Source organism: Mesorhizobium sp. Root554, assembly GCF_001427025.1.
Classification (GTDB): domain Bacteria; phylum Pseudomonadota; class Alphaproteobacteria; order Rhizobiales; family Rhizobiaceae; genus Mesorhizobium.
Window position 1 is genome coordinate 3,351,689 of record NZ_LMGA01000001.1, and the last position, 13,717, is coordinate 3,365,405.

Here is a 13,717-nt window from a genome sequence, read left to right on the forward strand (position 1 = left end):
ACATGACTGAAATGCGTCGGTTGAATCCGTTTTGACGTGACGTGCTCTGTCACGATTCAGGCGGCGAGCTTGAGACCGACGATCCCGGCGACGATCAACCCGATGCAGGCCAGCCTTGTCACGGTGGCGGGTTCTCCCAGCAACCAGATGCCGAGCATGGCGGTGCCGACCGTGCCGATGCCGGTCCACACGGCGTAAGCGGTCCCGACCGGAAGCGTCTTCAGCGCCAGGCCGAGCAGGCCAAGGCTGACGATCATCGAGGCGATGGTGAGAAGAGTAGGCAGCGGCTTGGAAAAGCCATCGGTGTATTTGAGCCCTATGGCCCAACCGATTTCGAACAGCCCGGCAAAGAACAGAAAAATCCACGACATGACGTGCTCCGTTTCGTTGGCGGGCCGTCCAGCCGGGTTTCAATGGCGAGGTCGTCCTCGCCTCGGGAATATATGAATTTGTCGGCAGTCTTTCAACCGGATCACCGGCGGCTCGCGCCGCCGGTGCAGCCTTCCGCCGTCTATTTTTCCTTGATGCGCATCGCCTTCACCGGCGGCGCTTTCGGGGCCGCGGCGGCTGCCGGCTTCTTGGCATCCTTTTTCGGTTTGCGGGCTTCCTTGCCCGCCTTCATCGCACCTTTGGCCATGATTCGTTCCTCCAAATTGTTACGAGCGGAGTGAAGCAAGAGTCCTGCCCGACTGCAAGGGATGCTCGCAGATGGCTCAGGCCTCACGGTGAAAGGGTCTGGGCTTTGGCGGTTGAAACGCTATCTTCCGCTGACAGAGCAATGGAAGCAGGCATGGCGGCGCACGGCGGATCGAAGAAAGTCATCTACGCAGCGCTGGCCGGCAATCTGCTGATCGCGGTGACCAAGTTCGTCGCCGCCTTCTTCACCGGCAGTTCCGCGATGTTATCGGAAGGCGTCCATTCGCTGGTCGATACCGGGAATGGCGGGCTGCTTCTCTATGGATTGCACCGCGCCGCGCGTCCGCCCGACAAAACCCATCCCCTCGGCCATGGCCGCGAGCTTTATTTCTGGAGCTTCATCGTCGCGCTGCTGGTCTTCGCCCTCGGCGCCGGCGTCTCCTTCTATGAAGGCGTCATCCACATCATGGCGCCGGAGCCTGTGGAGAACCCCAGCGTCAACTATATCGTTCTTGCCTTGTCGATGCTTTTCGAAGGCAGCTCCTGGTGGGTGGCCCTTAGGGAATTCCGCCTTACCAAGGGCAAGCTCGGCTGGTTCGAAGCCGTGCGGCTGAGCAAGGACCCCAGCGTCTTTACGGTGCTGTTCGAAGACAGCGCGGCCTTGCTCGGCCTGCTGATCGCTTTCGCCGGCATACTGGCAGCCGACATCTTCGATATTCCGGAACTCGATGGCGTCGCCTCGATTGGCATCGCGGCCATCCTCGCCACGACGGCCATCTTCCTTGCGCGCGAAAGCAAGGGTCTGTTGATGGGCGAGCCGGCATCGCCGGAGGTGCAGGCCAAAGTGATGGACATCGTCCAGAATGATCCCGCCGTGCAGCGTGCCAACGGCGTCCTGACCGTCCATATCGGGCCGACCGAGATCGTCGCCGGTCTCAGTATCGAATTCGAAGACCATCTGACCGCGCCGGAGATCGAGGCGTGCGTCGAGCGGCTGGAGGAAGAGCTGCGGCGGGAGATGCCGGAAATCACAAATCTGTTCGTCAAGCCGCAGACCACAGGCACCTGGGAGCGGCGGCGCAAGCCGATTGTGGACGCATCGCCGCCGAGTGGTTAAATCGTCCACCTGCGGGTATGGCGAGGGGTCTTGTCTGGGGACCGTCGCCAATGCCCGGACCGAGAGGAGAGCTGGGATGAGAATTGACGGCGGCTGCCATTGCGGCGCGATCACTTACGAAGCCGAGGTGGATCCCGACAAGACCTCGATCTGCCACTGCACCGATTGCCAGCAACTCACCGGCACCGCTTTCCGCGTGACAGTGCTGGCCCCGGAAGACAAATACGAGGTCACCAAGGGCACGCCGAAGGTTTATATCAAGCTTGGTGAGAGTGGCGCCAAGCGGGCGCAGGCTTTCTGTCCGGAATGCGGTTCGCACCTCTACGCCACCTCGGTCGGCGACGGACCGAAAATTTACGGTATCCGGGTTGGTACGGCCAAACAGCGTGACAAGCTCGTGCCGAGAACGCAGAAGTGGCACCGCTCGGCGCTCCACTGGCTGCCGGAATTCGAGGACATGCCGGCGACTGAAAAACAGTAGCCGCGGGCCGGCGGACTTTACTCGCCGTCTTCGACGACACGCAGGCGCAACTGCCCGGTTTTCGAATCCACCCGCTTGGCGGGCTCCGCCTGCGGTTTTTTTTCGTCTAACGCATCGGCGCTGTCCGCTGTCTGCGTGGCGAACTCCATCGCTTCGATCTTCTGCCCGCGCTTGGTCACCTTCGAAGAAGACACGAGGATTTCGTCGATGTCCTTGGATGCCTGGCCGAAATGGCTTTGCAGCTTGCGCACACGGTCGTCCAGCCGGCCGACATCGTCCATCAGCCGGATGACCTCATGCTGGATCAGATGCGCCTGCTCGCGCATGCGGGCGTCCTTCAGGATCGCCTGCACCACCTGGATCGACAGCATCAGCAGCGATGGTGAGACGATGACGACGCGGGCGCGGTGGGCGCGCTGCACCAGCGCCTCGAAATTCTCGTGGATTTCGGCGAACACCGATTCCGACGGCACGAACATGAACGCCGTATCCTGCGTTTCGCCCCGGAGCAGGTATTTCTCGGCGATGTCACGGATGTGGACTTCGATATCGCGCCGGAACGCCTGCGACGCCACCTTCTGCAATTCAGGGCTCTCGGCGGCGCGAATGGCGTTCCATGCCTCCAGCGGGAACTTCGCATCGATGACGAGCGAAGCGGTGCCGTTCGGCATCTTCACCAGGCAATCGGGGCGGCTGCCGTTCGAAAGCGTCGCCTGGAACTCGTAAGCGCCCATCGGCAGCCCGTCCGCGACGATGGCCTCCATGCGCGATTGCCCGAAAGCGCCGCGCGTCTGCTTGTTCGACAGGATCGCCTGCAATTGCACGACCTGCCCGGCCAGCGACTGGATGTTGCCTTGCGCGGTGTCGATGACGGCCAGCCGTTCCTGCAGTTTGGCCAGGCTTTCATGCGTCGACTTCGTCTGCTCGGTCATGGTCTGGCCGAGCCGGCCGGTCATGGCATCGAGGCGTTGGCCGATGGATTGCGTCAGTTCGGCCTGCCGCGCGCCGAAAACTTCGGCGATGGCGCCCATGCGCCCCTGCATCTCGGCCTGCGACTGAAGGATGCCGGCCATCCGGGCCTCGGCGTCGCGGGCAATGTCGGCGGCTTCCGCCGCGGCCACGGCGCGCGCCTTGGCGGAGCGCCACAACGCAACGACAAGCGCCACCATGAGGACAACAAGCAGGATGACCAGAAAACCCAGCAACTGGCCGAGTGTGAACACGCTCGCGCCAAGCCGCACGATCGGTTCCGAAAGAATGCTGTCGAATTCGTTCATCGCCGCAGCATAGATGATTCGCGATCGGCTAACAGATCAAAACGGGAACGTGCGTTCCAGTTGACGCTTTTCGTGCAACGTCTTAGGTGAGCATCATGCCGATCAAGCCGCTCATCATTCTTCCTGACCCCATTCTGCGCCTGGTGTCCAAGCCCATCGAGCGCGTCGATGCGCCGCTGCGCAAGCTGGCCGATGACATGCTGGCCACGATGTACGATGCTCCGGGCATTGGTCTTGCCGCGATCCAGATCGGCGAACCGCTGCGGATGCTGGTGATCGATCTCGCCAAGGAGGACGAGGAGCCGGCTCCGCATGTTGTCATCAACCCGGAAATTCTCGAAAACGGCGAGCAGCGCTCGGTCTATGAGGAGGGCTGTCTGTCGATCCCGGATTATTATGCTGAAGTCGAGCGCCCGGCTTCGGTGCGGGTGAAATATCTCGACCGCGACGGCAAGGAGCAGGAAATGCTCGCCGAGGGCCTGATGGCGACCTGCCTGCAGCACGAGATCGACCACCTCAACGGCGTTCTCTTCATCGACCACATCTCCAAGCTGAAGCGCGACATGGTCGTGAAGAAGTTCAAGAAGCTGGCCAAGGACAAGGCTCCAGGCCGGCTGGTGGGGTAGGCCCGACCTCACACCAGGCCTGCCACCAGCCAGGCGAGGCCCGCCCGCACCAGGCCGCCGATCAACGACCAGACGCCGGGCGCCAGCGACAGCGCGACGATGATCCAGAGGCCGAGCGGCCGTACCCTCAGCGCCAGAGTCTTGCGGCGTGTCTGCTGCGGCTTGCCGTCCTGATATTGTGTTTCACATGCTTCCACTTCCGCAAGCGCGGAAGCAAGGGGAGTCCCAGATACGCGGTGTGTCATCGCACTCTCTCGAAATTTGTCTGATGTCCGAGGCTAAGCGCGTGGGGATTGGGGTGGATAAGTCGCCCTCTTCGTTCCTGCCAGTTCTCGCCAGCATGGCGAAGCCTTGACGTTGCGTGCGGAAACCCGTTGAACGAGCCGTCTTGGAACGGAACGGCTGCATGCTTCGCGTCGTCTTCATGGGAACGCCGGATTTCTCGGTGCCGACGCTGCGTGCTCTGGCGCAGGCCGGGCACGAGATCGCCGCCGTCTATACACAGCCGCCGCGTGCCGGCGGCCGGCGCGGGCTGGAGGAAGTGCCCTCGCCGGTGCAACGCGAGGCTGAGAGCCTCGGCCTTGAGGTTCGCACGCCGGTCTCCTTGAAGGGCGAAGCCGAGCAGGAAGCGTTCCGCGCGCTCGGAGCCGACGTCGCCGTCGTCGTCGCCTATGGCCTGCTGCTGCCGAAACCCGTGCTGGAGGCGCCGCGTCTGGGCTGCCTCAACGGTCACGCCTCATTGTTGCCGCGCTGGCGCGGCGCGGCGCCCATCCAGCGCGCCATCATGGCTGGCGATCACGAAACCGGTATGATGATCATGAAGATGGAGCGGGGGCTGGATACCGGTCCCGTCGCGCTGCTTGAAAAAACCGCAATCGAACCCGACATGACCGCCGGCGACCTGCATGACCGGCTGGTGGCGATGAGTGCATCGCTGATGATGCGGGCGCTCGAGTTGCTCGAAGAGGACAGGCTGGTCTATACGCCGCAGTCGGCTGAAGGGGTGACCTACGCGTCCAAGATAGATAAGGCTGAAGCTCGGATAGACTGGACGCTTCCGGCGAGCGAAGTACACAACCGCATCCGTGGCCTTTCCCCTTTTCCAGGGGCGTGGTGCGAGGCGGAAATCGGCGGCCGGGTGGAGCGGCTGAAACTGCTGCGGTCGACCTTGCCGGCACAGGCCGAGGACCGGTCCGGCGAACCGGGAGGAATTCTCGACGACCGGCTGACGATTGCGTGCGGAGCGGGCGCGGTCAGGCTGGTCGAACTCCAACGGGCGGGCGGAAAGCCCGTCAGCGCGCTACAGTTTTTGCATGGCGCGAAGATCGAAGAAGGAATGAAACTGTCATGAGCATGATGTCGATACGCGCGGCGACGCCGGGCGACCGCGATGCCATACGTCAGGTCGAGGAACATGCATTCGGCCAGGCCGCCGAAGCCGGCCTTGTCGATGCGCTGATCGGCGAAGGCGATGCGGTGGTCGAACTGGTTGCCGTCGAAGAAGGTCAGGTGGTCGGCCACATCCTGTTTTCGCGGCTGTTCGTCCAGACGGTCGGCGGGAAGGTGCCTGCCGTGGCGCTGGCGCCGCTGGCGGTGGAACCTTCGTTCCACGGCACCGGCATTGGCGGCGCTTTGATCAGCGAGGGCCATATCCGTCTCAAGCAGGCTGGCGAGACGCTGTCTGTGGTTCTGGGCGATCCTGCCTATTACGGCCGCTTTGGCTATACGCATTATCGCGCGGCAAGGTTTGAAAGCGTCTATCAGGGCGAAGCTTTGCAGGCACTGGCCTGGGGCGATGCGCCGGAAGCCGGCCTGCTGGTTTATCCTTCGGCCTTCGGTTCGGCGCTGGCCGCCTGATCGGAGCCTGATGCCGCGCTTTCGCCTCGACATCGAATATGATGGCGGCCCCTATGCCGGCTGGCAGCGGCAGGCCGACCATCACACGGTGCAGGCGGCAATCGAGCAGGCGTTGGAAAGGTTCTGCGGCGAGGCGATCACGTTGCGCGCCGCCGGCCGCACCGACGCGGGCGTTCACGCTGCCGGACAGGTGGCTCACCTGGACCTGGCGAAGGCGTGGTCGACCGACAAGGTACGCGACGCGGTCAACGCACATCTCCAGCAGGCCGGCGAGCGTGTGACAGTCTTGAAAGTTGCTGCCGTCCCGGACGATTTCGACGCGCGGTTTTCCGCCACGGGCCGGCATTATCTCTACCGCATCTCCAACCGAAGAGCGCCGCCTGCACTGGACCGCGGCAAGGTCTGGTGGGTTCCCAAGCGGCTCGACGCCGCCGCCATGGACGAGGCGGCGAAGGTGCTGCTCGGCAGGCACGACTTCACCACCTTCCGCTCCACCCAATGCCAGGCGAACAGCCCGCTGCGCACCCTTGAGCGGCTGGACGTGGTTCGCGATGGCGACGCGATCGATATCCGCGCCTCCGCCCGCTCGTTCCTGCACAATCAGGTTCGCTCGATGGTCGGCTCGCTGAAGCGAGTAGGCGACGGCGGCTGGTCGGCGAACGATCTGAAGGCGGCGCTGGAAGCCCGGGACCGCGCTGCCTGTGGGCAAGTCGCTCCGCCCGACGGCCTATTCCTCGTCAAGGTAGACTATCCTGACGAAGGCTAGAATCGGGCTGTGCTAGTTCGCCGGCGCGTTAATGCCCAGCAAGGCTTGCAGCAGGAAAAGCACGGCAAGCGACGTCACGAACATGCCGGTGAACACGGCGGTACCGACTGCCGGTCCCTTGCCGATCGTCGCGGTGGTCATGCGCCAGGTCAGCGCCATCGAGACCAGGAGCAGGACAAGCGACACCAGAACCGCGAACTGGTTCGTCGAGGGCAGGAAAAGCCGGATAAGCGCCGCTGGCAGCATCATCCAGGCGATGATGGCCGAAGCCCAGTTGGACGCCACGACGTAGTGGACGAAGCGGTTACCGATGCCGGTCCTGGGAGCGATTGCTGCGAAGGCGACCAGCGGCAGGATCCAGGCGCCGAGGTCGATCGTAGCGAGGCGCATGACGAGACTGAAGCGGCTGGAAAACGCTTCCGGGTCTCCGATCTCATTGGCGATGCCGACCCAGCCGACGATCAGCGCCGGCGCAGCGACCAGAATCGCGAAGAAGGAATTCCAGAAACCATCGACCGAAAGGTCGAGCAGCCGCAGGCCATCGGCCTTGCCCAGCATCAGCCGCCAGGCGCCGTTCAGCGAAGCGTGGGTTTCATCGGCGGAAAGCATCGATTTACGGGTCCACCATGTGGCCGAACCAGTCCTCGATGAAACGCAGATAGATCCGCGTCAGCGTCTCCAGTTCCGAGACCGGAACGCGCTCGTCCACCATATGCATGGTCTTGCCGACGAGGCCGAACTCGACCACCGGGCAGTAATCCTTGATGAAACGCGCATCCGATGTGCCGCCGGAGGTGGAAAGGGCTGGTTCGCGGCCGACAACCGCCGCGACCGACCGTCCGAGTGCCGCGACCAGCCGGTCGTCGCGGGTGAGAAAAACCTGGCTCGGCCTGTCTTTCCACGTGAGTTCGTAGTCGATCGGCTCATTTCGGCCCTGCCGGTACTTCTTGCGCCGGCTTGCCTTGTCCAGCCGGTTGTGGATCTCCGCCTGCAGCGTCTCAGGCGTCCATGTGTCGTTGAAGCGGATGTTGAAGGCGGCGGTCGCTCTGGCCGGGATGACGTTGGTCGCCGGATTGCCGACATCGACCGACGTCACCTCCAGATTGCTCGGCTGGAAATCCACGGTTCCTGCATCGAATACGGGATCGAGCAGGGCGTCCACCAGCGTCAGCAGCCCGCGCACTGGGTTGTCGGCTAGCTGCGGATAGGCGGCGTGCCCCTGCCGGCCATTGACTGTTACGAGACCGGAGATCGACCCGCGCCGACCGATCTTGATCATGTCGCCAAGCGCATTCGGATTGGTCGGCTCGCCGACCAGTGCCGCATCCCATTTCTCGCCTTTCGCGGCAGCCCACTCCAGCAGTTTTACCGTGCCGTTGATGGCAGGGCCTTCCTCGTCGCCCGTGATGAGCAATGAAACGGAGCCCTTCGGTCCGCCGTGCTTTTCGACATGGCGTGCCACCGCCGCGATGAAGCAGGCGATGCCGCCCTTCATGTCCACCGCGCCGCGTCCGTACATCTCGCCATTGGCAATGGCTGCGGAGAAGGGTGGATGCGTCCACGCCGCCGGGTCGCCGACAGGCACGACATCGGTATGGCCCGCGAACATCAGATGCGGGCCGTTGCCGGAACGCCGTGCGTAGAGGTTCTCGATATCGGGCGTGCCGTCTTCCGAAAACACCGGGCGGTCGATTGCAAAGCCGAGCGGTTCAAGCATCGCCGCCAGCGCGGTCAGCGCCCCGCCTTCCTCGGGCGTCACGGAGGCACAGCGGATCAGGGCGGCGAGATTGGATGCGGGATCGGTCGGCAGCGTCATGCGCAAAGCGATAGTCGAAAGCGGATTGCCTGTCACGAGCAACGATGACGCGACGCTTTTTATGGTTTCGCGATCTGGCCAGCCGGCAATATGGTGCAGATTATATCGTGCTGAGCTCTGCGACAGGATGCTGGATAAAAACGCCTCAATTGCCATAGCCGGCGCAGGCAACATCGGCTGTTATGTCGGCGGCTGTTTGGCGCTGGGCGGCAGGACGGTAACCTTGCTGGCGCGGCCCGGCGTCGCCGCCGGCATCCGGAACCACGGCTTCCAGGTGACGGACCTTGACGGCAGGGATCGACACCTCGCCGCGGCGCAAGCCATGGTAACGGGAGACCCGGCGGTTGCGTTCGCTGCCGCCGACGTGATTCTCGTGACGGTGAAAAGCGGGGCGACCGCAGGGATGGCCGCCCTCATTGCCGAACACGCAAGAAAGAATGCCGTCGTCGTCAGCCTTCAGAACGGCGTCGGCAATATCGACGTCTTGCGGTCCCATGCCGGCGACCGCCGGTTCCTGCCCGGCATGGTGCCGTTCAATGTCGTCCGGTTCGAAGGACCGCCTTTGCGTTTCCACCGCGCCACCGAAGGCACGGTGTTGATTGGCGAAGGCATGGCGGGTCTGGCGGAACTGCTTTCAGTGGAAGGCTGTATGGTGAAAACCCATGCCGACATGAAGGCGGTGGCGTGGGGCAAGCTGCTGCTCAATCTCAACAATGCGCTGGTGGCGCTATCCGACCTTCCGCTTGCAACAGAACTGTCTGACCGGCGCTGGCGGCGCGTGCTCGCCACGCAGATCGCCGAAGGGCTTGCGGTCCTGAAGGCGGCGGGTATCCGCCCGGCAGGCGGGGTCGGCGCGCCGCCTTCGCTGCTGCCGACGATCCTGCGGCTTCCCGACTGGATCTACACGCGTCTGGCGCGGCGCATGCTGGAGATCGATCCGCAGGCGCGCTCCTCCATGTGGGATGATCTGCAACGCGGACGCTTGACGGAGATCGACGAATTGCAGGGCGCCATCGTCGCTCTCGCGCACGGGACGAATGTGGCGACGCCTTTGTCCAATCGCATCATCGCGCTAGTTCACGCGGCCGAGACAGCCCGGCGCGGCTCGCCGGGCCTGCCGCCCGAGCACATTGTGCCGGATGCCTAGGCCGGGACGTCCGGCTGCTGGCCGTACTGGTTCGCTCCGGCCTGTCCTGGCATCAGGCACAGCGCCAGGAAGGCGATCAGCGAAATAACCGGGATGAAAAGGCCGATGACGAAGAAGCCCGGTCGGCCCAGATCATGCAGGCGTTTCACGCTTGTGGCGATGTGTACCCAGAAGAAAACCGCGGCCGAAACCAGAAAGAACTTCGACCAGAGCTGCGCCTCCGAGCTTTCTTCCGGCACCCGCAGATACTGGTAAAGCGGGAACGACATCACCACCGAAAAAAGCAGGAACGCCAGTATGTACGGGACACGGCTTATCCGGCCCGTCAGCTTGAAGAAAAGCCACGGCATTTTCGATTGTGAGTTCAAGACCGCTCGATCCAGCGCATAGAGTTAGGGACTGCGTTTCCGCCAGAGGTGGGAACCTGCGGGATAAAAATCAATCTCTGAGCAGTTCGTTGATGGAGGTTTTGGACCGCGTCCTGGCATCGACGCGCTTGACGATCACTGCGCAATAAAGGTTTGGCCCCGGTTCTCCGTTCGGCAACGGCTTGCCGGGCATCGTGCCCGCTACCACGACCGAATTGGACGGAACCTCGCCGTAGAAGACCTCGCCCGTGGCGCGGTCCACGATCTTGGTCGACTGGCCGATGAACACGCCCATGCCGAGCACCGAACCTTCGCGCACGATGCAGCCTTCGACCACCTCCGAGCGCGCGCCGATGAAGCAATTGTCCTCGATGATGGTCGGGCCGGCCTGCAGTGGCTCCAGCACGCCGCCAATGCCGACGCCCCCGGAAAGGTGCACATTGGCGCCGATCTGGGCGCAGGAGCCGACGGTCGCCCATGTATCGACCATGGTGCCGGCGCCGACATGAGCTCCGACGTTGACAAAGGACGGCATCAGAACCGCCCCCGGCGCGATATAGGCTGATCGGCGCACAACGACCGACGGGACGGCGCGGAAGCCCGCCTTCTCGAAATCCATTGCGCCCCAGCCGTCGAATTTCGACGCCACCTTGTCCCACCACACCGACTGGCCGGGGCCGCCGCCGATGATCTCCATCGGGTTGAGCCGGAACGAAAGCAGCACCGCCTTCTTCAGCCACTGGTTGACCTGCCAGTTGCCGTCGTCGCCGCGCTGGGCGACACGGGCCGTGCCACGGTCGAGCAGGTCGAGCGACGTCGTGATCGCCTCGCGTACTTCGCCGCGCGTCGAGGGGGAGATGCCTTCGCGTTCCTCGAATGCCTTGTCGATTGTCTTTTCAAGGCTCGCCAGATCAGGCTTAGACATCTAAATGCTCCATTATACGCGCTGTTAAGGGCGGGCGCTTAACCTGTTTTCAAGTCGCGCGGACCCTATTTGAACGCCTGTTGAGGGTCAATCACGACCGCGTCACGGGACGGCGCGCAAGAACTGTATCTGGGGATTTCGCCATGGATCCGATGGAAAACACAGGGTGGGCTCCTTTGCCGCACTCGGACGAGGATCTGGAGCGGGCAAAGAGCGCGCCGGATACGCCGCAGACGCGCGCCGCCACATATCGCCTCGCCTGGAACGACGAGGATTTCATGACTCGGCGCGAATTGAGGCCGGTGCGGCTGCAGCTCGAACTGCTGAAGCCGGAGATGATCCTGGCCGAGCGGGGCATCCAGTCGACGGTCATCCTGTTCGGCGGCGCCCGCATCCCCGAACCCGGTGGCGATGCATGGGCGGCCAAGAACGAGACGCAGAAGAAGAACCTCGAAGCGAACAGCAAATATTACGAGGAAGCCCGCAAGTTCGCCCGTCTCTGCTCACAGCAGTCGGCGGCGTCCTACTATCGGGAATTCGTCGTCGTCACCGGCGGCGGTCCGGGCGTCATGGAAGCCGGCAACCGCGGCGCCGACGATGTAGGCGCCCCCTCCATCGGCCTCAACATCGTGCTACCGCACGAACAGGCTCCCAACGCCTATGTGACGCCCGAACTCTGTTTCAATTTCCACTACTTCGCCATCCGCAAGATGCATTTTGTCATGCGGGCAAAGGCGGTGGCGGTGTTTCCCGGCGGCTTCGGCACCATGGACGAGCTGTTCGAAACGCTGACGTTGATCCAGACGGGGCGCATGGAGCGGGTGCCGATCGTGTTGTTCGGCAAGGCGTTCTGGGAGAAGGCCATGAACCTGGATTTTCTCGCCGAGCAGGGCACCATTACCCCGGGCGACCAGGACATCATCGACTTCGTCGACACTGCCGACGAGGCCTGGGACATCATCCGGCGGTTCTATAAGCTCTAGAAATCGTTTGTCTGTGGCAGTTTTCAGCCGCCACGCGCCCCCGCAAGGGTTTCATCTGGGCTCTCGAGCGGCCGCGGACGATGCGTCAGCGTCACCAGCACGAAAGATATGATCATCAGGAGATACCAGGAGCCGAGCTTTTCGATGGAAACCGGCGTCCAGCCGCCGCTCTGGTTGGGATAAATCCAGGCGCGCGACCAGGTGCCGATATTCTCGGCGAACCAGATGAACAGCGCCACCAGCAGGAAGCCGAGCAGCAGCGGCATCCTGTGCCGGAACCGGAACACGCGATAATGCACCGTGGTCCGCCAATAAAGGACCGCCGTCGCCGCGAAGAGGCCGTAGCGGATGTCGATGGTGAAATGATGGGCGAAAAAATTCACATAGATCGCTACGCACAGCAGGGCGGTAGCCCAAAGCGGCGGATAGCGGGTGTAGCGCATGTCGAAGATGCGGCTGATTCGCGCCAGATAGGAACCGACCGCCGCATACATGAAGCCTGAAAACAGCGGCACTGCGCCGATCCTGAACAGGCTGTCTTCCGGATAGATCCATGACCCGGCCGAGGTCTTGAACAGCTCCATCGCCGTGCCGACGATGTGGAAGACAAGGATCACCTTGGCTTCGTCCCGTGTTTCCAGCTTCAGCCCCAGCATGGCGATCTGGATCGATAGCGCCGCCAGAAACAGAAAGTCGTAGCGGGCCAAGGGTGCGTGTTCCGGCCAGAGGAATTTCGTCGCCAGGATGAGGAACAGCATCGCCCCGCCGAACAGGCAGGCCCAGCCCTGCTTCAGCCCGAATACCAGAAACTCGACCGCGGCACCCGAAAGCCCGCGGCCCGGCAGCCGGTCGAGCAGCCGGTGCGCGGCGGTATCGATGACGGCTTCTAGCGACGTGAAGCGGTTCACGCGTCGGCGTCGACGATGGCCGTGAGGAAGCCGCCGAGATCGTCGGTGACGAAATCGACATGATCTTCCTGGCCGGGGTCGCGTTCCCAGATTTCGGAGAAGGTGGGCTCGAAGTTGCGCGGCACCACCAGAACTGTGGTCATCCCCAGCGCCTTGGGCACCGTGAGATTGCGAGCCAGATCTTCGAACATCACCGTCTTGTGGCCTGTCACGGCATGCAGCGCGGCGAATTTCTCATAGCCCTGCCGCATCGGCTTGGGGGTGAGGCCGGCAGCCACGATGTCGAAGATGTCGTCGAAATGATCCAGGATTCCGAGCTGCCGCGCGGCGCGCTCGGCGTGCTTGCGATCGCCATTGGTGAAGATGAACTTCCGGCCTGGTAGCTGCCGGATCGCCGTGCCCAGAACCAGGTCTGGCACCAGCCAGGAATAGTCGATGTCGTGTACCTTCTCGAGGAAGTCATCGGCATCGACCTTGTAGCGCTGCATCAGACCGTTCAGGGTCGTTCCATATTCTTTGTAGAGCTCTTTCTGAAGTTTACGGGCGTCGTCGCGCGGCAGGGTCAGGAGCTCTGAAATGTACCCCGTCATCTTGGCGTCGATCTGCGAAAACAGGTTCGAATGATGCGGGTAGAGCGTATTGTCGAGGTCGAACACCCAATCGGTGACATGGGCGAAGGCTGCGGTATTCGGAGCTTGAGTCATATGGCTCTTATGACACGAAGTGGTCGGTTCGCGGGGGGATTCTTATCCACAACCTATGCGGGTCGGATGAGACCAAAGCAGCGCAGCGATTCAAATTTTAGCTTTT

General features: G+C 62.8%; 18 protein-coding genes. 8 read left to right on the plus strand and 10 right to left on the minus strand.

The window, feature by feature from the left end:
* Positions 1 to 56 precede the first annotated feature (56 nt).
* A complete protein-coding gene (gene sugE / locus ASD44_RS16250) occupies positions 57 to 371 on the minus strand; it encodes a quaternary ammonium compound efflux SMR transporter SugE (RefSeq protein ID WP_056114263.1) in 315 nt (104 codons plus the stop codon).
* A gap of 140 nt (positions 372 to 511) precedes the next feature.
* Positions 512 to 637 (minus strand): hypothetical protein, encoded by a 126-nt coding sequence (locus ASD44_RS18885; protein ID WP_156459866.1) that lies wholly within the window; start codon positions 635 to 637, stop codon positions 512 to 514.
* Positions 638 to 790: 153 nt separating this feature from the next.
* On the opposite strand from ASD44_RS18885, the gene ASD44_RS16255 reads away from it, so the two are divergent.
* Together ASD44_RS16255 and ASD44_RS16260 are read left to right on the plus strand one after the other, a co-directional pair.
* Positions 791 to 1,753 (plus strand): cation diffusion facilitator family transporter, encoded by a 963-nt coding sequence (locus ASD44_RS16255; protein WP_056116384.1) that lies wholly within the window; start codon positions 791 to 793, stop codon positions 1,751 to 1,753.
* 76 nt (positions 1,754 to 1,829) lie between these two features.
* Positions 1,830 to 2,234 carry a GFA family protein gene (locus tag ASD44_RS16260; protein WP_056114266.1) on the plus strand — a complete coding sequence of 135 codons (405 nt, stop codon included), beginning with the start codon at positions 1,830 to 1,832 and terminating at the stop codon, positions 2,232 to 2,234.
* A 17-nt stretch (positions 2,235 to 2,251) separates the two neighbouring features.
* Here the strand turns inward: ASD44_RS16260 and ASD44_RS16265 are convergent, their stop codons facing one another.
* Complete coding sequence (locus ASD44_RS16265) at positions 2,252 to 3,511, minus strand: DNA recombination protein RmuC (protein WP_056114269.1); 1,260 nt, start codon at positions 3,509 to 3,511, stop codon at positions 2,252 to 2,254.
* Between the two features lie 95 nt (positions 3,512 to 3,606).
* Here ASD44_RS16265 and def point away from each other — a divergent pair, with 95 nt between their 5' ends.
* On the plus strand, positions 3,607 to 4,137 hold the full coding sequence (def, locus tag ASD44_RS16270) for a peptide deformylase (RefSeq protein WP_056114272.1): 531 nt from the start codon (positions 3,607 to 3,609) through the stop codon (positions 4,135 to 4,137).
* An 8-nt stretch (positions 4,138 to 4,145) separates the two neighbouring features.
* Here def and ASD44_RS16275 read toward each other — a convergent pair whose 3' ends face one another.
* The gene (locus ASD44_RS16275) at positions 4,146 to 4,382 is read right to left on the minus strand and encodes a hypothetical protein (protein ID WP_156459867.1); all 237 of its coding nucleotides are present in this window, start codon (positions 4,380 to 4,382) and stop codon (positions 4,146 to 4,148) included.
* 161 nt (positions 4,383 to 4,543) lie between these two features.
* Here ASD44_RS16275 and fmt point away from each other — a divergent pair, with 161 nt between their 5' ends.
* The 3 genes from fmt to truA are packed head-to-tail and all read left to right on the plus strand — an operon-like array spanning position 4,544 to position 6,760.
* Positions 4,544 to 5,488, plus strand: a complete 945-nt coding sequence (fmt, locus tag ASD44_RS16280; protein ID WP_056114277.1) for a methionyl-tRNA formyltransferase — start codon at positions 4,544 to 4,546, stop codon at positions 5,486 to 5,488.
* A complete protein-coding gene (locus ASD44_RS16285) occupies positions 5,485 to 5,994 on the plus strand; it encodes an N-acetyltransferase (RefSeq protein WP_056114280.1) in 510 nt (169 codons plus the stop codon). Before fmt ends, ASD44_RS16285 begins: the two co-directional genes overlap by 4 nt.
* Before the next feature lie 10 nt (positions 5,995 to 6,004).
* The gene (gene truA, locus ASD44_RS16290) at positions 6,005 to 6,760 is read left to right on the plus strand and encodes a tRNA pseudouridine(38-40) synthase TruA (RefSeq protein WP_056114283.1); all 756 of its coding nucleotides are present in this window, start codon (positions 6,005 to 6,007) and stop codon (positions 6,758 to 6,760) included.
* A gap of 12 nt (positions 6,761 to 6,772) precedes the next feature.
* Here the strand turns inward: truA and ASD44_RS16295 are convergent, their stop codons facing one another.
* Positions 6,773 to 7,369 carry a hypothetical protein gene (locus ASD44_RS16295; protein ID WP_056114284.1) on the minus strand — a complete coding sequence of 199 codons (597 nt, stop codon included), beginning with the start codon at positions 7,367 to 7,369 and terminating at the stop codon, positions 6,773 to 6,775.
* Between the two features lie 4 nt (positions 7,370 to 7,373).
* A complete protein-coding gene (dapE, locus tag ASD44_RS16300) occupies positions 7,374 to 8,576 on the minus strand; it encodes a succinyl-diaminopimelate desuccinylase (protein WP_056116387.1) in 1,203 nt (400 codons plus the stop codon).
* A 127-nt stretch (positions 8,577 to 8,703) separates the two neighbouring features.
* Between dapE and ASD44_RS16305 the strand changes: the two genes are divergently transcribed.
* Positions 8,704 to 9,723, plus strand: a complete 1,020-nt coding sequence (locus ASD44_RS16305) for a 2-dehydropantoate 2-reductase (protein ID WP_056114288.1) — start codon at positions 8,704 to 8,706, stop codon at positions 9,721 to 9,723.
* On the opposite strand, the gene ASD44_RS16310 is transcribed toward ASD44_RS16305, so the two are convergent.
* On the minus strand, positions 9,720 to 10,091 hold the full coding sequence (locus ASD44_RS16310; RefSeq protein ID WP_244478787.1) for a DUF805 domain-containing protein: 372 nt from the start codon (positions 10,089 to 10,091) through the stop codon (positions 9,720 to 9,722). The two genes, ASD44_RS16305 and ASD44_RS16310, sit on opposite strands and share 4 nt — an antisense overlap.
* Positions 10,092 to 10,161: 70 nt before the next feature.
* Positions 10,162 to 11,016 carry a 2,3,4,5-tetrahydropyridine-2,6-dicarboxylate N-succinyltransferase gene (gene dapD / locus ASD44_RS16315; RefSeq protein ID WP_056114295.1) on the minus strand — a complete coding sequence of 285 codons (855 nt, stop codon included), beginning with the start codon at positions 11,014 to 11,016 and terminating at the stop codon, positions 10,162 to 10,164.
* 143 nt (positions 11,017 to 11,159) lie between these two features.
* On the opposite strand from dapD, the gene ASD44_RS16320 reads away from it, so the two are divergent.
* The gene (locus ASD44_RS16320) at positions 11,160 to 11,999 is read left to right on the plus strand and encodes an LOG family protein (RefSeq protein WP_156459868.1); all 840 of its coding nucleotides are present in this window, start codon (positions 11,160 to 11,162) and stop codon (positions 11,997 to 11,999) included.
* A gap of 23 nt (positions 12,000 to 12,022) precedes the next feature.
* On the opposite strand, the gene ASD44_RS16325 is transcribed toward ASD44_RS16320, so the two are convergent.
* Together ASD44_RS16325 and ASD44_RS16330 are read right to left on the minus strand one after the other, a co-directional pair.
* The gene (locus ASD44_RS16325; RefSeq protein WP_056114299.1) at positions 12,023 to 12,907 is read right to left on the minus strand and encodes a DUF817 domain-containing protein; all 885 of its coding nucleotides are present in this window, start codon (positions 12,905 to 12,907) and stop codon (positions 12,023 to 12,025) included.
* Entirely contained in the window at positions 12,904 to 13,611 is a 708-nt protein-coding gene (locus ASD44_RS16330) for a pyrimidine 5'-nucleotidase (protein ID WP_056114304.1), read from the minus strand. The genes ASD44_RS16325 and ASD44_RS16330 overlap by 4 nt, the downstream gene beginning before the upstream one ends.
* Positions 13,612 to 13,717: the final 106 nt, after the last annotated feature.